Origin of the sequence: Cyclobacterium salsum, assembly GCF_010119245.1 — a bacterium.
Classification (GTDB): domain Bacteria; phylum Bacteroidota; class Bacteroidia; order Cytophagales; family Cyclobacteriaceae; genus Cyclobacterium; species Cyclobacterium salsum.
Genome location: NZ_WNKG01000002.1, coordinates 1 through 23,588, shown reverse-complemented (window position 1 = coordinate 23,588; position 23,588 = coordinate 1). Strand labels below are relative to the sequence as shown.

The 23,588-nt window shown below is 42.2% G+C and carries 20 protein-coding genes and 1 pseudogene; 4 read left to right on the top strand and 17 right to left on the bottom strand.

The window, feature by feature from the left end; all coding sequences use genetic code 11:
- Positions 1-7: 7 nt before the first annotated feature.
- The 11 genes from GJS45_RS02935 to GJS45_RS02890 all read right to left on the bottom strand — a co-directional run bounded on the left by GJS45_RS02935 (position 8) and on the right by GJS45_RS02890 (position 11,424).
- The gene (locus GJS45_RS02935; RefSeq protein WP_162339980.1) at positions 8-2,188 is read right to left on the bottom strand and encodes a molybdopterin-containing oxidoreductase family protein; all 2,181 of its coding nucleotides are present in this window, start codon (positions 2,186-2,188) and stop codon (positions 8-10) included.
- Between the two features lie 451 nt (positions 2,189-2,639).
- On the bottom strand, positions 2,640-3,707 hold the full coding sequence (locus tag GJS45_RS02930; protein ID WP_162339979.1) for a serine hydrolase domain-containing protein: 1,068 nt from the start codon (positions 3,705-3,707) through the stop codon (positions 2,640-2,642).
- 434 nt (positions 3,708-4,141) lie between these two features.
- Positions 4,142-4,564, bottom strand: a complete 423-nt coding sequence (locus tag GJS45_RS02925) for a type II toxin-antitoxin system VapC family toxin (RefSeq protein ID WP_162339978.1) — start codon at positions 4,562-4,564, stop codon at positions 4,142-4,144.
- Positions 4,561-4,809 carry a DUF6364 family protein gene (locus GJS45_RS02920; RefSeq protein ID WP_162339977.1) on the bottom strand — a complete coding sequence of 83 codons (249 nt, stop codon included), beginning with the start codon at positions 4,807-4,809 and terminating at the stop codon, positions 4,561-4,563. Before GJS45_RS02920 ends, GJS45_RS02925 begins: the two co-directional genes overlap by 4 nt.
- 367 nt (positions 4,810-5,176) lie before the next feature.
- Positions 5,177-6,229: an alpha/beta hydrolase gene (locus GJS45_RS02915; RefSeq protein ID WP_162339976.1), complete on the bottom strand. Its 1,053-nt coding sequence runs from the start codon at positions 6,227-6,229 to the stop codon at positions 5,177-5,179.
- Between the two features lie 125 nt (positions 6,230-6,354).
- Positions 6,355-7,488 carry a Fic family protein gene (locus GJS45_RS02910; RefSeq protein ID WP_162339975.1) on the bottom strand — a complete coding sequence of 378 codons (1,134 nt, stop codon included), beginning with the start codon at positions 7,486-7,488 and terminating at the stop codon, positions 6,355-6,357.
- Positions 7,489-8,339: 851 nt separating this feature from the next.
- A complete protein-coding gene (locus GJS45_RS02905) occupies positions 8,340-8,804 on the bottom strand; it encodes a hypothetical protein (protein ID WP_162339974.1) in 465 nt (154 codons plus the stop codon).
- A 51-nt stretch (positions 8,805-8,855) separates the two neighbouring features.
- Positions 8,856-9,665, bottom strand: coding sequence for a helix-turn-helix domain-containing protein (locus GJS45_RS02900; RefSeq protein WP_162339973.1), 810 nt, complete (start codon positions 9,663-9,665; stop codon positions 8,856-8,858).
- A 162-nt stretch (positions 9,666-9,827) separates the two neighbouring features.
- On the bottom strand, positions 9,828-10,133 hold the full coding sequence (locus GJS45_RS24025; protein ID WP_394366567.1) for a PIN domain-containing protein: 306 nt from the start codon (positions 10,131-10,133) through the stop codon (positions 9,828-9,830).
- A gap of 102 nt (positions 10,134-10,235) precedes the next feature.
- Positions 10,236-10,475 carry a hypothetical protein gene (locus GJS45_RS02895; protein WP_162339972.1) on the bottom strand — a complete coding sequence of 80 codons (240 nt, stop codon included), beginning with the start codon at positions 10,473-10,475 and terminating at the stop codon, positions 10,236-10,238.
- 115 nt (positions 10,476-10,590) lie between these two features.
- Positions 10,591-11,424, bottom strand: a complete 834-nt coding sequence (locus GJS45_RS02890) for an alpha/beta fold hydrolase (protein WP_162339971.1) — start codon at positions 11,422-11,424, stop codon at positions 10,591-10,593.
- A 632-nt stretch (positions 11,425-12,056) separates the two neighbouring features.
- Here GJS45_RS02890 and ltrA point away from each other — a divergent pair.
- Positions 12,057-13,130 carry a group II intron reverse transcriptase/maturase gene (gene ltrA / locus GJS45_RS02885; protein ID WP_235954571.1) on the top strand — a complete coding sequence of 358 codons (1,074 nt, stop codon included), beginning with the start codon at positions 12,057-12,059 and terminating at the stop codon, positions 13,128-13,130.
- Positions 13,131-13,520: 390 nt separating this feature from the next.
- On the opposite strand, the gene GJS45_RS02880 is transcribed toward ltrA, so the two are convergent.
- The 6 genes and pseudogenes from GJS45_RS02880 to rimO all read right to left on the bottom strand — a co-directional run bounded on the left by GJS45_RS02880 (position 13,521) and on the right by rimO (position 20,619).
- Positions 13,521-13,967, bottom strand: a complete 447-nt coding sequence (locus tag GJS45_RS02880; protein WP_162339970.1) for a hypothetical protein — start codon at positions 13,965-13,967, stop codon at positions 13,521-13,523.
- 309 nt (positions 13,968-14,276) lie between these two features.
- Positions 14,277-16,838, bottom strand: coding sequence for an AAA family ATPase (locus tag GJS45_RS02875; protein WP_162339969.1), 2,562 nt, complete (start codon positions 16,836-16,838; stop codon positions 14,277-14,279).
- A 155-nt stretch (positions 16,839-16,993) separates the two neighbouring features.
- Positions 16,994-17,164, bottom strand: a pseudogene (locus tag GJS45_RS02870) (tyrosine-type recombinase/integrase); the annotation flags it as partial.
- Positions 17,165-17,279: 115 nt separating this feature from the next.
- Entirely contained in the window at positions 17,280-18,104 is an 825-nt protein-coding gene (gene blaOXA / locus GJS45_RS02865) for a class D beta-lactamase (protein WP_162339968.1), read from the bottom strand.
- The gene (locus tag GJS45_RS02860) at positions 18,104-19,267 is read right to left on the bottom strand and encodes a hypothetical protein (RefSeq protein ID WP_162339967.1); all 1,164 of its coding nucleotides are present in this window, start codon (positions 19,265-19,267) and stop codon (positions 18,104-18,106) included. The genes blaOXA and GJS45_RS02860 overlap by 1 nt, the downstream gene beginning before the upstream one ends.
- A 26-nt stretch (positions 19,268-19,293) precedes the next feature.
- Entirely contained in the window at positions 19,294-20,619 is a 1,326-nt protein-coding gene (gene rimO, locus GJS45_RS02855) for a 30S ribosomal protein S12 methylthiotransferase RimO (RefSeq protein WP_162339966.1), read from the bottom strand.
- A gap of 360 nt (positions 20,620-20,979) precedes the next feature.
- Between rimO and trhA the strand changes: the two genes are divergently transcribed.
- The 3 genes from trhA (at position 20,980) to GJS45_RS02840 (ending at position 23,137) form a co-directional block, all read left to right on the top strand.
- Positions 20,980-21,624 carry a PAQR family membrane homeostasis protein TrhA gene (trhA, locus tag GJS45_RS02850; RefSeq protein WP_162339965.1) on the top strand — a complete coding sequence of 215 codons (645 nt, stop codon included), beginning with the start codon at positions 20,980-20,982 and terminating at the stop codon, positions 21,622-21,624.
- Between the two features lie 119 nt (positions 21,625-21,743).
- On the top strand, positions 21,744-22,136 hold the full coding sequence (locus tag GJS45_RS02845; RefSeq protein ID WP_162339964.1) for a DUF302 domain-containing protein: 393 nt from the start codon (positions 21,744-21,746) through the stop codon (positions 22,134-22,136).
- Positions 22,137-22,426: 290 nt separating this feature from the next.
- Complete coding sequence (locus GJS45_RS02840) at positions 22,427-23,137, top strand: RluA family pseudouridine synthase (RefSeq protein ID WP_162339963.1); 711 nt, start codon at positions 22,427-22,429, stop codon at positions 23,135-23,137.
- Positions 23,138-23,588: the final 451 nt, after the last annotated feature.

The following is a 23,588-nucleotide window of genomic DNA, read 5'->3' as shown; positions in this document are numbered from 1 at the left end:
TTTACATTTATGTTTTCGCTACCTGCACACGGCAATCCTGAAGTGCAGCACCACCACCCCAGAGCATTATGTCCGTCAATCGGTCATCTGTCAGATTGTTGGATGCCTGGCCACCTTTGACCAATGAAGGCCAGTATCCATGTGGCATACATACCACTCCTGGTCGAATGCGCTCTGTGACTTTCGCTTCTAGGATTACTTTGCCACGTTGGTTGAATGCCATCAATTCATCCCCATTTTGGATATTTCGTGCATTTGCGTCTTCCGGATGTATGTCAAGCCATAGACGACCTTCTTTTCGCCTAAGATGCTTAACATTGGCATGGGAGGAGTTATGAAACCCTTTCGTATTCTTAATTGTCAAAAGCTGCAGCGGATAGTTGTCTTTTTCCTCTTCGGAGTAGGCCACCTCCTTGTAAGTAGGTAGGCTATTGCTTTGACCAAGAAAATTACATTTGCCACTGGCAGTACCAAAGTTACCTTCAGCATGAGGTAAATACGGCTCCGGAATTTTGTAGCGGGCCCAGCCATGTTTTAGCATGTAATCAAAATCAATACCCTCCAAATAAGGGTGATCAGAATCAAACGCTGATTTTACAATATCCCTGTCAGACTCTTTAAAGCATTCTTCTGTATAACCCATTTCCCGCGCCATTAGTCGGAAGAATTCACTGTTGGGTTTGGCTTCACCCCTTGGAGAAATAGCCGGCTGATTAATGTTGATATATACCTGTCCCCATGAATCTCCAATATCCCAATGTTCAAGCTGTGTTGTGGCCGGGAAAATATAATCTGCATATTTTGCAGTCTCCGTCACGAAGTGTTCAAGCACTACAGTCAATAGGTCTTCGCGCTCAAGCCCTTTTTTGGTCAGGTTTGCATTGGGTGCCGTGACCATCGGGTTCGAGTTATAAATAAAAATCGATTTGATGGCTGGATTGAGGTCGGGGTTATTGAGTAGCTGTCCAATCTGGACCATATTGAGCGTACGCTTCGGTTGTGTTGGCATCTGACGATGATAGTCTAGCCGTTCCCAGTTGAGTGCAAGACCTCCCATTTCAAACGTCAAATGCATTAATCCACCACCCAGCTTACGCCATGCCCCAGTTAGGGACGGCAAAATAGCTATCGCTATGGTGGCATCTCCGCCATTATAGTTGTGCTCGATCCCGACCAGAATTCGAATCAGCGAGGGTTTACCTTTGGCGTACTCCCGGGCCAGTTGGATAATGTCATCTTCCTGCAAACCGCAGATGTCTGAAACGCTTTTAGGGTCGTAGGACTTGACGTGCTCTTTCAATTCTTTATAACCAGAAGTATAACGTTCAATGTAGTCCTGATCTACCAGGCCTTCGCTGATGATCACATTCATCATCCCCAAAGCCAGCGCTACATCGGTACCGGGCAATGGTTGAATGTGCCAGTCGGCCTCTTTAGCAGTGGCCGAAACAAAAGGATCTACGACTATGATTTTTGCGCCAGCTTCCCTTGCTTTTAATACGTAAGGCCATTGGTGAACATTTGAGTTTTTAGTGTTGGTGCCCCAAAGGATGATGTATCGGCTGTGAACCATATCTTCCGGCAACACACCCATCACTGTGCCATTCACCTCAAAGTTGGCCGGGATTACAGCACCTCCACAAATCGTATGGGCAATATCCGAAGCTTCCATTCGGGCAAAAAACCGATTACTCATCACCGATTTTTGTATCAGGCTTTGGGTTCCCATGTACCCATGAGACAAGACGGATTCACTACCATGCTCGGAAATTGTTTTCTTGAGCTGATCACCTACTTCGCGAATAGCCTGATCCCAGCTAATAGGCTCAAATTTCCCTTCACCTTTTTTACCTACTCGTTTCATGGGTCTGAGCAATCTATCGGGGTGATAGGTAATGTCCTCGGGGAAAGTTTCCATCTTGCCACAAAGCTTACCTGCTGTAAAGGGGTTTGCTTTGTCCCCACCGAAGGAAATAACTTTCCCATCTCGCACCTTAACTTCCCAACTACACGAATCAGGACAATCATGGTAACATACACCATGAAAAATAGAAGCTTCCGCGGGGTTACAACCAGAGGTGGCGAATAAATATGCGGGTAGCGTAGAAGCCACCTGAATACTGGCATAGCCTTTAGCCGCATTTTTGACAAACTTTCGGCGGTTGATCTTTTTTTCTTTCTTGTTCATGAATAGGAGGTTTTTATTGATTCAATCAACATTTTTGTTCTGATTGCCCATAATTGGGTCGGGCAAGGGAATCGTACCCTCACCCCCACAGAACTCTCGTAAACTGCGGGACAGGCTATGCGTGAAAGCCTCCCTTCACACTGCCTGCCCCGATCCCTCTGGGGTTCTTCATGTTCTGGTCATTGTGAATATAGGAAAATTCATGGTTGGACCAATAGTAGGAAAAGAATTTTTCATATAAAAAATCGCATCTTATATTGGAAACAAGAGTTGGACCTTTTCAATTTTTAGGGCTTTATCCGTTTCTACTTGCAGCTACCGTTTAGTATATGAAAAGTACGCGATTTTGAAGCATAAAATATCGGATAAGAACCAAGTTTGGTAAGAGTACCAACCCTTGAATTTAGTACAGTTTCGCCAACTTTTTATTTACATTGTTACCTGCTGGCTTTTAGTCATTCATAAAAGACTTATCCAATTTATCCAAAAATCGCTCGTCTGACATTCCGGTCCTGTTAAAAAAAACGACACTCCCTGTTTTTAGTTCAGGGTAGATTCTTATTTCACAATAATATCCACCACCGCCACCTGCATGTGCAAAATACTTGTTGCCATTTAGTTCCCCCGTAAACCAAGACAGGCACATTCCTGTATTTTTACCTCTATTGGTCTTGTTTTCTTGAAAAAGCATGTCCTTGTACTCGTCCGATATCAGTATACTTTCTGTTTTTAGAAGTTCTTGAAGATAGGCTACAAATGCCGTTGGCGTTCCGATTAGTCCACCATAGGACGCCCCATTCACATAAAAATTATTGAATGAACGCCATTTATCTTCCGTGTCTCCCATAAACGTTGACTTGTCTATCATAAAACCTAATATGAGATTCGATAACGATAATTTTTTATGATAACCTTTAGCGTGTCTTTCATTGCTGATAATCTCAAAAGTTAAATCACTTGGGTTGATTGGTAACTTTCGGACTATATTTTCGGTGATGTAGTTTTCGTATGTTTTTCCTGATACATTTTCAATCAGTTGTCCCAAAATAACATAGCCCAAATTGGAATACGCAAACTTTTCATTGGGTTCCGATTTTGTTTTCCTGTTTTTTACAAAAATTGATTTAAAGAAGCTATTTCTGTCAAATGTGCTATGCTCGCTGTCCAAATGTATCCAATTTAGTGGAATAGGGTTTGGTATTCCTGCCGTGTGGTTGAGTAGTTGTTTTACTGTGATTTCTGTCCCATATGAAAATTCAGGAAAGTACTGACTTACAGGTTTGTTTATATCTAGTTTTCGCTTCTCATTTAACTGTAAAATAGCTAATGCTGTAAATGTTTTTGTTACAGAAAACGCATTGTAAGTGACAGAAGAATCCACTTCCTTCTTTTTTTCAATGTCAGCAAAACCCATTTGAAAGGATTTTATAACACTGTCTTGGTCAAAATATAAGTACTGAACAGAAGGTGTCTTATTGCTTTCTACTTGTTCTGTTAACAGTTTTACTATTTCATCCATTTGAATTTTTGTCTGGGAATGGCAAGAACGTAACACTACCATTATCATTATTGTCAAGGCCTTTTTTATAGCTTTCAGGTAACGGCCTCGTGCCGAGTAGGCAAGGGGAGTTTCACGCCGAGCCTCTCGCAGACCCCTAACCCGCAGAGCGGGACTGGCTGTGACAGTCTCCCGTCATACGGCTCTTTTTATACAGAACTTTCGCCAACAAGAGTCACCAAGCTGCCAGTGATAGAATAGGGTTCGGAATTGCACCCTTACCCTGTTTTTCCACTAGCTCTCCCGAATTCTTCTCAACTGGTGATTCGAGCCACCTCTTGATGTAAAGCAAGGCCCATTTTTCCGGGATATGCTTCTCCAGGGCCTGCATCAGCTTGCCCTGGTCAATATTATCAAACCTGCCTGCCGCAGGCGGGGAATCCTTTGATGTGTAATTATTTTTTATTCAAAGATTTTAAAAATTCGTCTGCTGTCATTATAGGTAGTAACGATTTTTTAAAGTCCTTTCCATTTCTTGTTACTATAATTTCGCAGTCTGATTCGGTTGCACTAAAATATTGTAAAGCATCTTCAAAATCCTTTATTGACGAATTAAGTCCTTTTTCAATCGTTTGTTCATCTAGAGAACCTATTTCACTGATTATTTTAAATTTTCGTAGCTTTTCTCTCGCAATTTTCGGATTCTCGAATTTTGCAAGAAAATAATTTACTGTTGCGAATGAAATAGGAGAAACAACCATTGTTAATTTTTCTTTTTCAGCCAGGGTTGCAATTTTTGCAATCGGTTCGTAAAAAGGTTTTCGCTCTCCTAAAAAGTCCAACATGATATTGGTGTCTATAAAAATCCTTTTACTCATTTATATTTCTCTAGTAAATAATCAGAATATTCTTTTTTATAGTCCAAATCAGCCGGTATTTCAGTTCCTGTTGCGATGCTTTTCACGAAAGGTGAAATTTCAAATTCAGAGCTGTCATTTTCGGTGGTCAAGGATTGCAAATAGGCTTCAACAATTCGAGATAAGCTCGTATTGTTGTTCGAAGCATATTCCTTTGCTTTCTCAATAATTTTTTGATTAAGCTTTAAATTCAACTTTGTGTCCATAATAGTCATATTATACGTACAAATATATCAAATTAATCCGTATCAATCAATCTCGCAATTAATTTTTTTAGTGTAAACTAATTACACCCAAGAGTCTCGGATAACCGCAGTTACGGGTTAATCTACTGTTAAAAGCACCAAAACTACTCAAACACCGCCTTATCCTTGCGCTGCTCTGTGGCTGTGGACTGCCAAATTTTGAATGCTGCAAGCTCAAAATATCCAGCAAGTACCTCTAATTCCCAGCACCCCTTCAATGTTTCATTGAAGTTTACCCTGAGCCTTTGTCAGGGTTCAGCATCACATGCAGGCTAGGCTGTTCCAGCCGTCAGAATACTTCTTAGTTATTGTAGCACGTTTTCATCTTTTAGAATTTAAGGTATTGGTCAAAAAATGGTAGCATGTCATTTAATGCTCTCCCATCTTCAGTCCATAATTTATTTCCGTGGTCTCCGATGTATTCTTCTGCATAGTGATTAATTCCTAAGTTTTCCAATTTTTTGCTTAGTTGTAAACAAGTTACCGGAATATGATCAAAATCTTCATTTCTACCCCAGTCTAGTTTTATGGCTGTTAAACTCTTTAGGGCATTTATATGCTTTTCAACCATTCCGATTACTGATTTCGCTTCCCATTTTTTGAAAATACCGTAATTGACAATTAGTGAATCATTACGGTATTCATATGGAAAATCTGCATAAAAAGGAGGATTGTCAAGATTAGGAGTATATGCTCTACCCATGGCTACAACAACATTAGCTTCAAACTCATCCGATCCAGTTACCAATTCTTCACGTGTTGAAAGTTCTGTTACTCTCTTATATCCATTACCTCGAATTCCAAAATCTTCAGAAACAGCACTTAATGTTGCAGGCGATAGTGCATAAACTACGGAAAAAACGTCAGAAAACAGCATGCCCATTTTTAGCGCACCTTGCCCGCCCATTGAATGACCTGCCACTCCACGACTATCTTTATTTGGTATTGTTCTAAAATTTTTATCTATGTAAGCAACGAGGTCTTGACCCGTAAAGTCAGCCCATTTTCCAGTCAGGGTCGAATTGGTGTACCAACTTCCCCGGTAAAGTGTATGTTGATCTGGCATAACAACAATGACAGGTTTAATTTTTTTGAGTACGATGGCCTTATCTAGTAATTTGTCAAATTTATCATCTGAAACCATAAGGCTATCACTCCAGGTGAAACCATGTAAATAATAGATTACTGGGTATCTTTCTTCACTTTGCTCATATCCTGGGGGAAGATAGATTGTCAATCTTCTGGTTGGATTTTCTCCACCAGAATTTTCTAATAGTTCAGAATACAGTTTTTCTACCACAACTTTTCCCTCTGGAATTTGAGCAAAACCAAAATTGATGGTTAAAAGAGTTCCAAAAAGTAACAGGATTATTTTTTTCATATTGTTTCGTTTAAATGTGCTGCAACGGTTAGTACATGAAAAGTAGGCGATTATGAAGCACGAAACTTTCGGTTAAGCACAAAGTTTAATACGAGCCAAAAGCTTTGATTTTATTACTGTTCCGCCTATTTTTTATATACATTGTTATCGCTTGGCATTTCTTTTAGTTCATAATTTGTACTTCGTCCACCACTTGCTTCTTTTTGCAAGATATCCTTCTTTATCAAATCTTGAATATCTCGAAGAGCAGTATCTTGTGAGCACTTATTGATTTTTCCCCATTTCGAAGTTGTTAACTTCCCGTCAAATCCATCAAGTAGTCTGTTTATTATTTTTTGTTGCCTATCATTAAGAATTGTGGTGGAATGTATTTTCCAAAATTCTCCTTTATAAAGTATTTTCGATAAAGTTCCATTCGTGGAGTCAATAGCATTTATTAAACATTGCAAAAACCACAAAATCCATTCTGTTATATCTGAATTTCCCTTTTGTGTTTTTTCAAGTTTTTCATAATACTGTTTTCTTTCCACTCTAATTTGCGCTGACATACTGTAGAATCGCCTGATGCTTTTGTCAGAACGTGCCAATGTCATATCTGTAATTGCTCTTGTAATTCGTCCGTTTCCATCGTCAAATGGATGAATTGTCACAAACCATAAATGAGCAATAGCTGCTTTGAGAACCAAATCTATTTCGTTCTCGTTTTCAAACCAGTCTAAGAATCTTAACATTTCTGACTCGATCCTGTCTGAATTTGGAGCTTGATAGTGAACTTTTTCTTTTCCCATAGGTCCAGATACGACTTGCATTAGACCAGTCGTGTCTTTTCTCCAGCCTGCAACTGTGATTTTATATAAATTGCTCCAACCTGATGGGAACAATGCTGCATGCCAACCAAACAATCTGTCTTTAGTTAAAGGCAAATCATTTCTTTGTGTAGCATCAAGCATCATTTCAACTATTCCGTCAACATGACGTTCCGATTCTACTGATCCGGCTATATCAATTCCTAGTCTTCGAGCGATTGAAGAACGTACTTGTTCAATTTCTAAAAATTCACCTTCAATTTCCGATGATTTTATAACATCTAAAGTCAGCGTGTTCAATACTGCTTCATTTTGCAAATCAAAACCTAGCGATTCCATTTTCCCAAGAAGTCTGCCCTGCTGGTTTCTAGCTTCACCAAGTTTTATCATCACCTTTTTATTGTCCCAAGTGAAGTCAGTCCAGTTCTCTTTTTCGTGTATATAGATTTTCATTCTCCGCAATTTATGCGACAAATATACCCCTTATTCGCTGCAAATAAAACTTTCTCCGCAAATTATGCTCCGATTATAGTGCTTAATCTCCGCAATGTCGGCTTTATGCTTGGCGGTAACGGTTTGGGGCTTTGCGTTCGGGCGGGATTTCGAAGCACAAATGCTGATTTTATTACTGATGTTTAATTGAAAAACTACCGTTGATTTTTGCACTTCAGCCCACCTAACGCAAAACCCTTGTTGCACTAAACCTACGGTAGTTTTTCAAAACTGCTCGATATGGCTTAACTTTTATATTCAATCAAATATCCCTTATAATCATGAAAAACCTGCCCGTCCGGCAGGCGGGAAAGCAAACCTTATCGAAACAGCCTGTACCAATGTAGCAGGATTCATGGAACTTTACGAGAAATTCCGTCAAAAAATCACAGTGGCCGGCAGGGGTGAGAGCACCTTGCGCAATTATTCGCACCACTTGGCAAAGTTGGCCCTGCATTTTGACGAACTACCCACGCGAGGGCCGCCAAAAACCGTATTTTCAACCATCCCACCCCAAAATTAATCCCTGATTTTGATCGGACTGGGAGAGCTATGTCCCAGCCGCAAAAAACTTTCGATGAGAGCCACGGAATAGCTGAAATAATCCTGCTTTTTTACTTTTTAAAATGAATTCTGGTATCGGTAATTCACTTTTTGACCTGACATGGCACCTTAAGCGACCCAAAAATCCCGACTCAAACTCCATAAGCACTTCACCGGTTTCCCCGAAAAGATCGGGGCAGGCAGCGCAACAGCGTTTTCATGCTTGGCTTTACAAGCCGCACAGCCTGCCCCGCGAGAGCGGGGAAAACTTAGTTATTATGGGCAGTATTTCTTTTTATTCTACCCGAAAGCTTCATTCCGGCTTTTATATTCAATCCTATCAATGTTAAGTTAATAGCTCCAAAAAGTAATTCGATGATTTGAACGTACAAAAATGTGCTGTCGATGTTATTATCAATGGCTCTAAAATATAGGTAAATTGCCAATGAGATGAGTATAACTCCGTTAAATGCAACAAACTTCATACGTTTAATTTTTGTAGCAACGATTGGACTTTTGGACTTTCCCGCAAGTTTTTGACCCGTTATTCCCAACATTGGCATTGCAAACAAAAGTACAGGCAAACAATACAATATTCCTGTTTTTACTTGCCTGATAAATTCCTGATTTCCTATTATTTCGGCAATAAGGGAAAAGCTGAAAAAACAACCGATGGTCAATACGGCAATGGAGGTTACGATAATATGGGCTGTTAAAATGGTTTTACGTTTCATTGTCTTATTGTAATAAAGTTTGATAAGACAAAGCTCGCTTAATCAAATAGCCTAAAATTGTAAGAATCGGAAATTGGGCAAATTTTTTCTAATTTCTTTTGGATGAGTTCCGATGATATTCTTAACAGTATTGGTAAAATGTGCCTGATCGGCAAAGTTTTGTGAGTAGGAAACCGAAGTCAGGGAGTCGGGTGAATATTTCATTTGATATATGGATTGCCTTAACTTAACCAACATAATGTATTCCTTTGGGGAGCATCCAACAGATTTGTAAAAATGGTTACGCAAAGTCCGTGTTGAAACGCCTGTATTTTCTGATAATTTTGAAATGGAAATATTTCCTTTTTCTTCTTCTATCAAATCAATTGCATTAATAACAGTACTCAAATCCTTTGTTAAAACTGAACTTAAAAAAACATTCTCAACCTCCGTAAACATTTCTTTCGGATTGGAACAACTGTCAATTTTTTTCTTAAATCTTTTGGCTTCCTTTTTAAATAGATCCTCTGTTTTTATTATCCAAGGCTTTTCGGAAATGTTGTCATTTGTCAGCAGGGCCAAAGCATAGGGTTTGATGTGTGCTCCGATAATTTTCACCTTGTCTGTAAGCGGTTTTACTGAAATCTGGTTGGTCGAAATTCTCGAAATAATCATTTCGGCACTATAATTTTCGTTTATAGAATGATTGGTAACTAAAAACGGATGTTCAAAAAAATATCCGAAAGTAATTCGAGGAAAAGGGAAAACAAATTCTTCGTTAAGTTTCAGTTTATCGACAGGAATTTCAATGAAAAAATAATAATCCACCCACGTTTGAAGGTAATTATTAAATGGCTTCTCTATTATGAAATCATTTTCCAATTATTTTTGGATTTTATTGTCCATAACGTAACGGTTCGAAGCTTGTGGGCGGCGGGCACTTTCGGAGCGCTTTTCTTCCTGTCCTGACCGAGTATTATTAAGAGTGCTTAACAAAATCTTTACCGAAAACCCCGCTCGATCCAAGGTGATGTTACATGCAGGTTATTTTCTTTCTACCCAGTTTTCCATCTTTAGGTTTTTGATATGCCGAAAATCTTTTATGTTGTCAGTTACTAAAGTCATTTCATTCGCAAGTGCAGTAACCCCGATTATCAAATCAAACTCATCGTGTAGGGGCGTTCCATTTTTTCGTAATTGGACTTTGGTTTTTGCATACTGATCTAGGATCCCAAAAATGGGAATGATTGTCATTCCTTTCACAAATTTGTCAACGGATTTGTGTGATTTTTTGGGATTATCACTGTTTTCTGCTCCAAATTTGAGTTCAAATACTGTTATTTCAGAGATAAAACAATTTTCAAGACCTTTCTACCTGATAGTTTCATCGAGATTAAGTTTTCCTCGTAGAAAAAATATGCAAATATTCGTGTCTAGCAAATATTGCATATTCTACATTTTCAAGTCTTTTGTTCTGAACTTTCTGTTTTCCTTGATTTCCTTGTTAATTTCTTCGGCTGACTTATCTGATGCAAATCCCCCGAAAGAACTGAAAAATTCCTTTTCATTGGACCTTCTACCTTCCTTAATAGATTTTGTAAGCCGTTCGAGCAACTCTAATTTACTTGCAGAACTTAAACTTTCAAAAAGCTCTGAGTAGGTTTCCACAATATGGCGTTCTGCGTGTGTCATGGCGTGATTTTTAATCAATATACGAAATTACCTCTTTAAACTGATTTTTCTATAAGTGGATTTTCGTAAGTAGGCTTATACCAAGCAATTAATTTTACACAGTGTTATAGGCTTTTTAGTTTTTCCATTTTCCATCCATAAATTCGATGATTGTGCTGGTGAACATATCACCTAAGGTCGTTCCGTATTGAGGTATACTATGCTTTAAATTTGGAATAATCCATAAGTGAGAATTAGGAATATTTTCTCGCATTACTTTTGGAATATCGAGAGTATAGAAAGGGTCTTTGTCTCCTTGGATGATTAATGTAGGACAAATTATTGTTGATAAATATGGTTGAGTAAAATTCATGCTCTTACTATTGTCGTATGAGTCAGCTCCTTGTTCGAACCATTTAAATAGATTTCTAATTTGTTTCTCTCCTCTTGGGTGTACTTTTTTTAAATTCTCTATCCGTTCCGGATTATTTACAGCTACGTTTTCATATGTAAGATTTTTCATTATTTCTCTTGATTTCTTAGAAAAGTATGGTGTAGCTCCAAATAAAACAAGAGATTGGATTCGTTTGGGCTGCATTGTAGCCATATGAATCAATGTCATTCCACCACCACTAAAGCCAATTGCCCTGTATTTATCAATATTCAACTCCTTAAGTAATCCAAAAATATCCTGCGCAATTTCCCTAAATGAAAAATTATTGGTCGGATTTGTAGATTGTCCATGACCTCTCATATCCACGGTTATGACCTTATAGTTTTGAGATAAATCTTTCAGCCATAGTGTCCACATATCGTGCGTCTGAGTTCCTCCATGTAGTAGTACTAGAGGTTCTCCTTGCCCATGAATTTCATAATAAAGTTTTACGCCATTTATCTCAACAAATTTTCCTTCTTGACTAAAAACTTGAGTGCTAACTATCAGTAGCAATAATAAGAATATCTGTTTCATTTTCTATTTGTTATAATTGCCTATACACGTGATTCAGCTTGGAGACGACGGGCATTCGGAGCCGTATTCTTCCTGGCCTGACCGAATATTATTAAGGGTGTCTATTAAAATCTTTACCGGAAACCCCGCTGGATCCAAGGTAATGTGTGTGCCCAGTATGGGCATCTGGTATCGAAGATACCATAATATTCCAGAGGGTGCAAGTCCCTTGCAGGCAAGTTGGTATATATAGCCTGTTAGTAAGCCGCAAGCTGGTTTTCCGTGAGGAATGCAGTGAAGAAAGCGGGACTACAAAATCCGGTACTGACGAACAGAAACGGCATACGGAGGCTAATTGGAGTGGGTGAGCAAGCACATCTTTGCAATGCCCGTGACCAACAAACTCCATTTAGTAGATGCTGCGGGAATCGGAGGAAGGAATATGCCCTTACCTGGGGAGGTCTTGGAATAGATTCGGTTTCTATGAGCCAAGAAGTCAGCCGACGTCGTAGTAGTTGCCGGAAACGAGCTGTAAGATCTGCAGAGGTCTCACTGGGCAGCGAAGGACTGAACGCTGGATTACGTCCAAATTCGATGGGGAGTGCCACATTGGCGCAGCCTCTTCTCAAGCGGACAGGGTTAACAGATTAGTTATGATAGAAAAAGTACTCAAACGTAAGAATCTTTACAAAGCCTACCGACAGGTAGTGCGGAACAAGGGTTCGGCAGGGGTGGACGGCATGGAGGTCACCGAACTGTTTTCCTATCTGGAAAACAACAGGGACCGCATTGCCACCTCCATCCTGAACCACACGTATGTACCCCAACCTATCATGGGGGTAGAAATACCCAAGAGTAACGGAAAAATTAGATTACTTGGAGTGCCCACGGCAGTGGAAAGGTGGCTCCAACAGGCGGTAAGCCAAGTGCTGATGACCAAGTACGAACTCACGTTCGAGGAATACAGCTATGGCTTCCGGCCGCAGAAGAACATCCATAAGGCGGTGACGCAAGCCCTGAAATACATCAACGATGGGTATCAGGACATCGTGGACATTGATCTTAAAGGGTTCTTCGACGAGGTTGACCACTCGATCCTTCTACAGTTCATTTACCAGCGGGTAAAATGCCCGACTACCTTACGGCTTATCCGAAAATGGCTCCGTGCACCGATCCAGATTGACGGAAAACTGCACAAACGTAGAAAGGGCGTTCCCCAGGGATCCCCGATCAGCCCCCTATTGAGCAATATCCTGCTGGATGTGCTGGACAAGGAACTGGACAGGCGAAACCTGAAATACGTCCGTTATGCTGACGATTTCAGCATCTACACCAAGTCAAGGAGGGAAGCCAGAAAGGTGGGCAACGAGATTTACCTCTTTCTAAGGGACAAACTCAAACTGCCCATCAACAGGGAGAAGAGCGGCATCCGAAGACCTTCCAATTTCGAGCTGTTGGGACATGCGTTTGTCCCAACATACGAGAAAGGGGTCAAGGGAAAATACCAACTGGTGGTGAAGAAGAGCAGCTGGGAATCACTCAAGCGAAAGCTCAGGCAGATTACCAAGAAGACCAAACCGTACAGTTTTGAGGAGCGGCTTGGCAAACTCAGGGAGGTCTGGATGGGATGGGTGAACAACTACCGGTTGGCAAGTATTCACGCCAAACTCAAACAGATCGACGAGTGGCTCCGAAACCGCCTCCGATACTGTATCTGGCACGATTGAGGACAAAGCGGGAGCTTTGGGCCAGGTATGCGGGGAGCGCCGGAGCGAAAACGTAAAAACCTAATCCGATTGGGTGTAGACCAAGACCATGCCTATGCTTAGGACCGAGCGTAAAGAAATGACCTCTTTAGGTCATTTTAGTGAGGGGCCAGGCAGTGGGAAGGAACCAGAAAAGGTGGATGGGCAGTAGCCCAGAGTCCGATTCTGATTACTACAATCACTTTGTCCCGCCTAAGAAGAAAGGGTTACGAATCAATGCTTTCCTATTACCTCAAATCGCAACCTACAATCCAGTGAACCGCCAAGTACGAGACCCGTACGCTTGGTGGTGGGAGAGCCTCAATCTGAGCTATTTAGCTCAGGTCGGGCTACTCGATTGTGGGTTGTTTTTTATTTTTTAAATTCTTCAGGTGTCCAGCATCTCATATACATAGACTCAATTTCTCCATTTGGATAAAATACGGTATAAAATGTGTGTCCTCCGTCAAAGCATTCGTCAGTTCCATATTTTTCAGGGTTTGAGCTCCAGTTTTCACCTTTTTGTATCTCACTTTTCAATTCAAGTATGTCTGCATGCAAATAAGTCATCGGTCCAATTGAGTTTTCTGAAAACTGGATCGATGTTCTTTGATATTGGTTTTCTGGTATTTGTTTTTGGTAAGTAACTATTGAATTTCCAGTGTAAATTTCAATTAAATATGCTGGACAGCCGAAACATATATAGTCATAATTCTCAGTCAGTATTATTGTATCACTTTTATTTTTGTCAATAATTTCACCTAGTTCATTTTCATATTGAGTTCTATATTCTTTTTGAATTTTGAGTTCAGCGGTCATTCCTGTCGCTGTTTTAAATGGAGAAATCTTGATTGATTCTTTTTGACTTTGGTCAATTTGCTTACTGAGTTTACTAGTCGTTGTGCAACCAATAAAGAATAGAGTCAATATGGTGAAGTAGAGTATTCTCATCGAGTCCTTTTACAATAACCCACAACGGTCAAGTATAAGCGTAGTGCGGGATTTCGGAGCGATTCACTGTCCGCCCACCGTAAAGTTTCTTAGGAGTGAAAATGCTCAATTTTAGCTGTTCAGCCCGCATTACGCTTATACAATGTTGGGGCATCGTGCTTTTTTCTACATTTTTTATCATACAAATTTCTTTCTGATGTCCTTGAATTCATCAAAGTCAGATTTCAGGTCGTCAAGAGTCGGATCATTATAAACAACTTGTGGATTGCTATGAGCACCTATAAATCCACAACACCTATCGTAGATGTCATTCAATGATTCCTTATGATTACTGATAATGTCACTTTTCACATTCATAAATCTTCCAATAGAAATATGTTTTTGATAACGTTGAACTGTTCCATTAAATACTTCATGTTCAACGAATAATTCTACTGCGCTTCTTAATTCTGCATAACCTTCCTTTGCAACATCCACCTCAGACCTGTTTTTTGGGGTGTTATTAACTAGTATATTTAATTTAGAGATATTTTCTTTCACCTTATTTTTTTCTTCCTCAGCTTCTGTTACAACACCCACTGAACCGTATTCCTTTTTGACATTGTAAAAGTTGCAGTTCAATGATTTAAAATTAGGTTCGCTGCTCAAATAGAGTAAGCTGTTAAATAATAAAACGCTGTGCGTGAATATAACTACTTGCCTTTCTTTGCTGAGCCTCATCAACCTTCTTGCAACCGCATCGATGATCTTATGATCAAGGCTATTCACTGGGTCATCAAAAATGACCGGGGCTTTGACATTGTCTAGTTGCAACTCCGTTAAGAATTCCGATAGAGCAATGGCCTTTTGCTCACCTTCGCTCAAAATTTCCAATAACTGTTTATTGCCAATGTGATGAGAGAGTTTTGATATTCCCCGATTCGTTCCAAAACTCAATTCAATGGGAAGATTGGATTTGCGAAGTGATTTCAGTTCGTCCTTAAAAATCTGATTGAAATTTTGACTAACCAATTCTTCACGGGCTTGTGAGGTTTTCCGGCTAATTGATGCGGTATTAAAGGCGTTAGAATGGTTATTTAAAACTGAAAGCAACTTATGATTTGAGATTGCCTTTTTAACTTCTTCTTTTTTGTTTGATAAGAATTTTCTGTCTTTAAGCTCGACAATTTTGGCTTTAAATTCCTTTTCCTTCTTATCCAAATTCCCAAGCAATTCACTTTTCTCTTTCAGGGTTTTATCAATTTCCGACTTTTTCTCAGTAAAGAACTGGATATAATTAGCATATTTAAGTTGAAAAACTGAATCCTCTGCCACTTTATCATCTACAAAAGTTTTTTTCAATTCAGTCAATTGCTGATTGTAATCCTGCAACTTTTTCGGTTGTACGGGTTTATCCTGGTCATCCAATCCAAAGCTTTCATGGTTTAGCTGTAATCGGGTTTCAACATCACCCTTTACTTTCGAAATAAGCTCCTGTTTTTCCTTCTTTTCTTTAGCAATGTTTTCCTCAGTTTTGTCATTCAACAACGCTCTGTAACTTTTTAAAAGTTCATTGGCCGGTTGTTCAAGTGGCTGCCGGCAATAAACGCATACGTCATTGTCCTCAGGATAATCAGGTTTATCAAGTATCTTAATGTAAGCTTCTGCTGAACTCAAGAAGTTTTTGAACTCCACGGTTTCAAAATATTCAATGCCTATGTCTTCCGCAATTTCCTTTATTCCTTTTTGAGCGGTTTTCTCTAATTCGGATATTCTTTTATTAAGTTCAATTAGTTTTTTCCAGCTTTCTGCATTCAAAGTATTTTGTGCTGCTTTTATTTTATTTACAAGCGTTGAAAGCTCATCAGTCTGTGCTCGTAGAGAACGTAATTCATTTTGAAGCAATGATTTATTTAATTTGGATATTTCTGTTTCCTTCGCTTTTAAGTCTTTTTCATGCTCCGGGGTGAAATCCGATAGGTCATTGAGACGTTTCTCAGTGGAATCTTTTGAAAGACCATTTAAAAACTGGTGTTGCGGTGTTTCTTCGTGGAGATTTTCTATCCAGGATATTTGAGTAGGATGCTCAGATTTTTTTGTTTGTAATAAGCTATCAAGTTCTCCCAGTTCAGCCGACACAAGGTTGAATAAATGAAAACCGATAGGTGATACGATTAATTGTCTGCTCGCATCCAGTGAAATTTGAACGCAATCGCTATTGAATACGGAAATATTTTTCAGGTCTTCATCTTTGTTGGTGCCATCCCATGTAAAAGTGTCAGCATTTCCGTTGACTTTATAGTTTATGGTAGCTGATTTTGGTTGTTGAGATTGGGCAAAGACATTGGCATAAATGGTGTTATTTTGATCATAGCTGAATCCGAGGGCTTTCAAAATTCTACCGTAACCTGTTTTTCCGGTTCCGTTTTCTCCATAAATTACTGTGATATTTGGGCTGAAATCTATGGTTTGATTTTTTGCCAGTTTGTTTACACCTGTTACATCAGACAACGAACTGAGTTCAATATGTTGATCGGTAGGAGTATAGGATGGCTTTGAAAAGGTAAGCTCAGGCAAACCCTTCTCCAGACCTATGGATTCTAGAAAGTATTTAAAAACTTCTTCTCTTTCAGACTGATGTAAATTGCTTTCTTTGTCAACTACTTTCTGGACGAGTAATTTTGCCCAATCCCCATGACCTTCTGCCCAATCCCATAGAAAGTCAACAATTTCTTTTTTATTGGTTGTAGAAGACGCCATTAATATTGCTAATTAATTTGAAAATCGGTGTTTTGAGTCTTTTTGCATGTGCCCCAACTACTGGCTAACCGCAGCCATTGCGGTTAGTCCCCTTTACAAACACAGCCTTCGAAAGATAGAAAAAATCCAGGAAAATTCAACTAGCTTTTTCATTGCTATTCCGCATAGCTATCCAGCAAATCTCCCGGAGAGACGATCTGACCCAGGTGCTTGCTTCTTACATGGGTGTATACCTCCGTGGTCTTGCTGGAGTTGTGACCCAAAAGCTGCTGAATATATCGCAGATCCGTACCCCCCTCCAATAAATGGGTAGCAAAACTATGCCGAGAAGGAGAAAATCAACGTGGTGACCTGGCAGGAATACATGAACCAACAGTTGGTCAGCTACCAGATTACCACCGTTGATCCGGAGACCAATCGGCCGTAGCTGCCCGATTCCCCCTACAAAAAACCTAGCACCCGCAGTGCCTCCATCGTCAGGCTTTTTCGGGCTTCCAGAAATTCCGCGTCGCTGACTCCCGGGCCGGGAGCCAGGTTGCTGGCAAAAAAATACACCGCTCCCCCCTTCTCCAGGTAGCCCACAAACCAGCCATTGTCTACCCCCTGATCCACCGACCAGCCGGTCTTGCCGCTAAGGCGGTAGTCTTCGCTTTCTTCCATGACCATCATCTCCCGAAAACGGGCCAGCGTCTCCCCAGCCAGGTCCAAATCCCCCGCATACAGGCGGCGCAAAAAGCCGATCTGTTCCATCGGACTGATCCGGGAATTTCCCCGCAGCCAAAACTGATCCAGGTTGTCGGCGTGCACATCCATCTGCCCGTAATCAAGCCGACTCAGGTAGTCCTTCATCCGGTCCAGCCCTATTTTCCGGGCAATTTCCTGGTAACAAGGCACGCAGGACAGGTGAAAGGCCTGCTTAAAGGTCAAATCCCGCTCCCATTGGGGCATGGCCCGGGCTTCCCCATCCCAGGGAAATTCCGTTGCCTCATCTTCGACGATACCCAGATCCAGGGCAATCAGGGAATGGGGGACTTTATAGGTAGAAGCGGGCAACTGACCCCTTTCGGCATGGTCAAAATCATTGGAATAATAGGTATCAGCTTCAGCGTTATACACCAGAATGCTCCCGCTGAGGCCTGCCTTATCCAGGATTTCCTGCAGCTCCGCAGACCGTACCTGCTGCCCAAAGGAGGATTCGGACAAATACCCGAAAATCAATCCCATCAAAAGGATTCGGAGAATGTGATATCTGTTGCTTTTGTTCATCAGCCTAAGACCTTGTGGCGTTCAAAGGGTTTTTCCCGGTCAAAGAGGTACCGGTACGTATGGTGCGTTTTGAAGATGCTGGCGTTTAGTTGCTCACAGACCCGCATCATCTTTGGATTGAAGTCGCCAATCCAGTTCATCTCGATGGTCTCGTAGGACAATTTTTTTTCGGCAATGTTGTCCCGGTATTCGGTCACCATGGCGCTTTCCACACCCTTTCCCTGAAATTCGGGCACCACCCCAAATACCAATCCCAGCATCTTGTCGGGTGGGTTCATCGCTTTGTGCCAAAGAAATTTCAGTTTTCCCATCAGGTCCAGCTTTCCGTTGACGTACTTAAAGACCTGATTGATTTCCGGAATGCTCACAAAAAAGGAAATGGGCTCCTCCTTGTAAAAGCCAAAATAGACCAGGTACGGATCCACGATGGGCTTCATGTTTTTCAGGATCAGCCGAGCTTCCCGCTCGGAAATGGTTTTGCCCATATGCCCCGCCCAGGCCTTATTATAAACCTTCATAAAATACTCCGGAAATTTGTCCCAGAGCTCCTTCCCCTTCAGGTACCGGAAGGTGATGTTTTTGTCTTCGCGGATGATTTTGGCCCGGGCTTCTATCTTGGGATCCATCACCACGCCCCGGACCTTACGCATGTAGGTAAACTGCCGGAAATAGATCTGAAAGCCGTATTCCTCGAAAAAGGAGCGGTAATACGGGAAATGCCAGTACATATTGTAATTCGGAGGAGAAAAACCCTCCACCAGTAAGCCCCACCACTTGTCCCGCTCGCCAAAATTGACCGGGCCATCCATGGCCTCCATCCCCTGCGCCTGCAACCAATCCCGGGCCACATCAAAAAGCAAAAAGGCAGCTTCTTTGTCCTCCACACACTCAAAAAAACCCATGCCCCCGGTGGGCTGCTTTTCTTTCCATTTGGGGTTGATAAAGGCCGCATTGCGACCAATCGTTTCCCCCTGATCATCCAGCAGCAGCCAGCGAATGGCCTTCCCGCCACTTTTATACAATTTATTCGTTTCGGGCTGAAACAGGTCCTCTATGTCCTTATCCAGCGGCCGGATCCAGCTTTTTTCGTCCCGGTAAAGCCTGACGGCCATTTCCATAAACTCCTTTTCATGGGTTTTGGTGCGGACTTCTACTAACTGCATAGGTATATTTTTTATCGAAAATTAATTTAGTTCGCCTTGGCTCCGATCACCTCCGCGTACAGATCAAATTCGGTAGCATCCACTATTTTTGCCGTAACAAAATCACCAATGCGGCAATAGCCACTAGCGGCATCTATCAACACCTCATTATCCACCTCCACCGAATCGTAAGCCGTCCGTCCCACAAAATGGCCTCCCTCCTTTTTATCAATCAATACCTTGAAGGTCTTTCCAATCTTTTCCTGATTGAGTTCGAAGGAGATCTGTTCCTGCACTTCCATCAGCCGGTTGGCCCGCGCCTGTTTTACGTCTTCCGGCACATGATCTTCCAGGCTATGCGCATGGGTATCCTCTTCATGGGAATAGGTAAATACCCCCAATCGCTCAAAGCGCATGCGCTGCACGAAGTCCATCATTTCTTCGAATTCCTCCTCCCCTTCTCCGGGATGACCGGTGATCAAGGTGGTGCGGATGGCAATACCGGGTATACGTTCCCGGATCTGGTGGATCAGGGCTTCCTGTTTTTCCCGGGTAGTACCCCTTCTCATGGCTTTTAGTACCGAAGTAGAGCCGTGCTGCAAAGGGATGTCCAGGTAATTGCAGATATTTTCTTTCGCCGCCATCACCTCAAGTATATCCAGCGGAAATCCCGTGGGATAGGCATAATGCAGTCGGATCCATTCGATTCCCTGCACCTCGGAAAGGGCTTCCAACAAATCCGCCAGGCGGCGTTTTTTGTACAAGTCCAATCCATAGTAAGTGGAATCCTGAGCGATCAGCAACAGCTCCCGCGTACCGTTAGCGGCCTTGTGCTGTGCCTCCTTTACCAGTTCTTCAATGGGCCGGGACACATGCCCTCCCCGCATCAATGGAATGGCGCAGAAGGAACAGGGCCGGTCGCAGCCTTCGGAAATCTTCATATAGGCATAGTGCGCCGAATGGCTCAGTAACCGTTCCCCCACCAGTTCATGCTTGTAATCCGCTTTAAACTTTTTCAATAGCGCCGGCAACTCCCTGGTACCAAAAAAAGCATCTACCTGGGGGATCTCTGCCTCCAGGTCATCTTTGTACCGTTGGGACAGGCATCCGGTCACATAGACCTTGTCCACCAATCCCTTGTCCTTGGCAGCAGCATACTCCAGAATGGTATTGACCGATTCCTGCTTGGCGTTGTCGATAAAGCCGCAGGTATTGATGATGACGATGTTATTGTCCCGGGCATTGGATTCATGCCGGGCATCAATACCATTTCCCTTCAGTTGGCTCAACAGCACTTCAGAGTCCACCAGGTTTTTGGAACATCCCATGGTGATGATATTGACTTTATCTTTTTTTAAGGTTCTTGCTTTCATAAATTCCTGCAAAAGTACAAAATATACCTGACATAAAACCAGGGCTGCCGGTTGGTTATGGATGATGTTATTATATTATTAATTGGTAACGATTTTTATAATGAATCCTTAACCGCCCTTCACCCGGTTAAAAATTAATTCCTCCTACTTTTGAGGAAGTAATACAGCGACAATTTTTTTATTACTCCTTGCAACATTTTTACGAAAGGCCCCGATGAGAATCGGTGCCTTTTCCTTTTTTTAAGGCCGGGGTATCCACGGAAGGTGCTTTCAGCTTCCCTCTCGTAAATTCCGAAGCAATCGCTGGTTACCCTTGATTTTCTACCCGATATTTGTAACCACACCAAATGTCAGACCTCCATGACCGGGCCCGATGAAAGTAACCAACATCTGAAAGAGGAATTTGCCAATAGCATAACCCATCTTTTTGGAATTCTGTTCAGTATCGTGGCCATCGCTTTGCTGGTGGTTTTTTCGGTGCTGAACGGAACCTTGATCCACGTGGTCAGTTGCAGTATTTTCGGGGCCACCATCCTACTGATGTACACCTTTTCCACCCTTTACCATGCTTTTCCTGAAGGGCCAGTCAAATCCTTATTGCGCACCTTCGATCACATCAGTATCTATTTTTTGATTGCCGGAACCTACACGCCCTTTTTATTAATTGGCCTCGGAGGAAATTCGGGATGGGTATATGTTGGTGTCGTCTGGGGACTTACCCTGATCGGATTGGTTTTTAAAATTTTTTATACCCATCGATTTTCAAAACTTTCACTTATTCTCTACCTGAGCATGGGCTGGTTGGCCGTCTTTTTCATCCGCCCCCTGGTAGCCCAACTCCAACTAGAGACGATCGGGCTCATTGCGGCGGGAGGATTGGCCTATACCATCGGCGTAATTTTTTATACCAACAAAAAAATGCCCTATGCCCATGCGATCTGGCACCTTTTTGTATTGGCAGGGACGGTGCTGCATTTCATGGCCATTATGGGCATGATCACCTAATCCGGCGCGCCCCTTCTCCTGTGACTATCTCGTCCTACGTAGCATGTGACCCAGGTCACAGGAAATGGTACGAAATTAGCGTAGCTTTAACTTAAATTTCAACTAAAAAAACAAAGACAATGAGTTATCACATGGATCAAATACTGGAAGCCGCTTCCATCGATATCGTAAAAGAGAAAGTAACCGCCGCACTGAAGGAAGAGGGTTTTGGGGTATTGACTGAAATAGATATTCAGGCCACGATGAAAAAGAAGTTGGATAAAGCCTATCCTCCGATGCTGATTCTGGGTGCCTGCAACCCTGGTTTTGCCGACAAGGTTCTGAGCATCGACCCCAACATGACCGCCATGTTGCCCTGCAATGTGAGCATCCGCCAACTGCCAGATGGCAAGTTTGAGGTGTCGGCCATCGACCCGGAAGTAGCTATGGTCCCAGTAGGCAAGGATGAAATCAAGCCCCTGGCCCGGGAAGTAAAAGAAAGACTGGCAAAGGTCATTGCCGCGTTGGCATAATTGAAAATAGGGGAGTTGCTGAAAATGTGATTTTTTGCTAAAGTTGGGAAATCCAATCGGGCTGAAGGACCGTGAAGCTATTGAAATACCGTAAACCTAAACGGCTACAACGCCTTAGCAGGGAGATTTGTGCGCATTCGAAGCACAATGAAACCAGCCGCTGCGTGCGTAGCGAACCCGTTGCGACCGCTGCGAGAAATACTACGCAACATGCGATACCCCGCCCCTTTCTCTTCTTTTGGTTTTTTTATACCGGCTAATTTCGGAACTTTGGGCCGAAATAGGGAGGCATGAAAAAAATAGACTTTACATCACTGATACTGCTGGAAACGGAGGACTACATCATCGTCAACAAACCTCCCTACTTCGCCACGCTAGAAGACCGGCATGAGGCACAAAACATGCTTGCCATCGGGAAGGAGTATTGGGAAGACTTGCAGGTCTGTCACCGGCTAGATAAGGAAACTTCCGGCTGCCTGGTCTTTGCCAAAAATCCCGAAGCCTACCGGCATATCGCCCTGCAATTCGAAAACCGTACCGTTGAGAAAGTATACCATGCCGTAGCCGAGGGGATCCACGATTTAGACGGGGTACTGGTGGACCGCAACCTGACGGCCAGCAACAAGGGGATTGCCCGCATTGCAGCACAGGGAAAACCGGCGCAAACCCTTTTCAAAACCCAGAAAACTTATTTTTCCCACAGCCTGATTGCCTGCAAGCCCATCACCGGTCGGCTGCATCAGATCCGGGTACACCTGGCTTATCTGGGTGCCCCCATTTGCGGGGATACGCTCTACGGAGGCAAGCCGCTGTACCTTTCCCAGCTCAAGCGCAAGTTTAACCTGAAAAAAGACACCGAGGAACGGCCGATTATGCAGCGGGTTTCCCTACACGCCCGTTCCATTAGTTTTCAAAACCTGGCCGGGGAACCCATTACCGCAGAAGCCCCCTACCCCAAGGATTTTGCCGTATTGATCAAGCAATTGGAGAAGACCAGTTAGTAGCAGCGGAATTAAGGGAAGAGTGGGGTCCAGGATACCGCTGGAAAGCTAATACCAGAAACAATCGGTTACAAATACTCCGGCTGCGCCTTCTGATTACCCAGGGCTACGATAGTGCACCGATAAAGGGAGCGAATTCAGTCTCCAAAAAACCGGATTTTCTATTTCTAATCTGGTAATTCAAGCGATTCGCTAACTAAAGGAAATCACCATTACTCTCAAAAAGTCGCTAATTAGCTTAGGTAGCATTTTGCATAACTCAAAAAGGCCGGTGTTAAAGAGGTACCCTGCCCGGCAGGAAAAGAATTCAGCGGTCAATTGGGTTTTTAACTTTTGTCACTTTTTGCTTCAGGTCAAAAAGTAACCAACCTGTACTGATAACTCAGGGAAACCCCGCTCCGTATTCTAAGGTTAAAACAAGGACAAAAGGAAATTTTATGCGGCATATTTG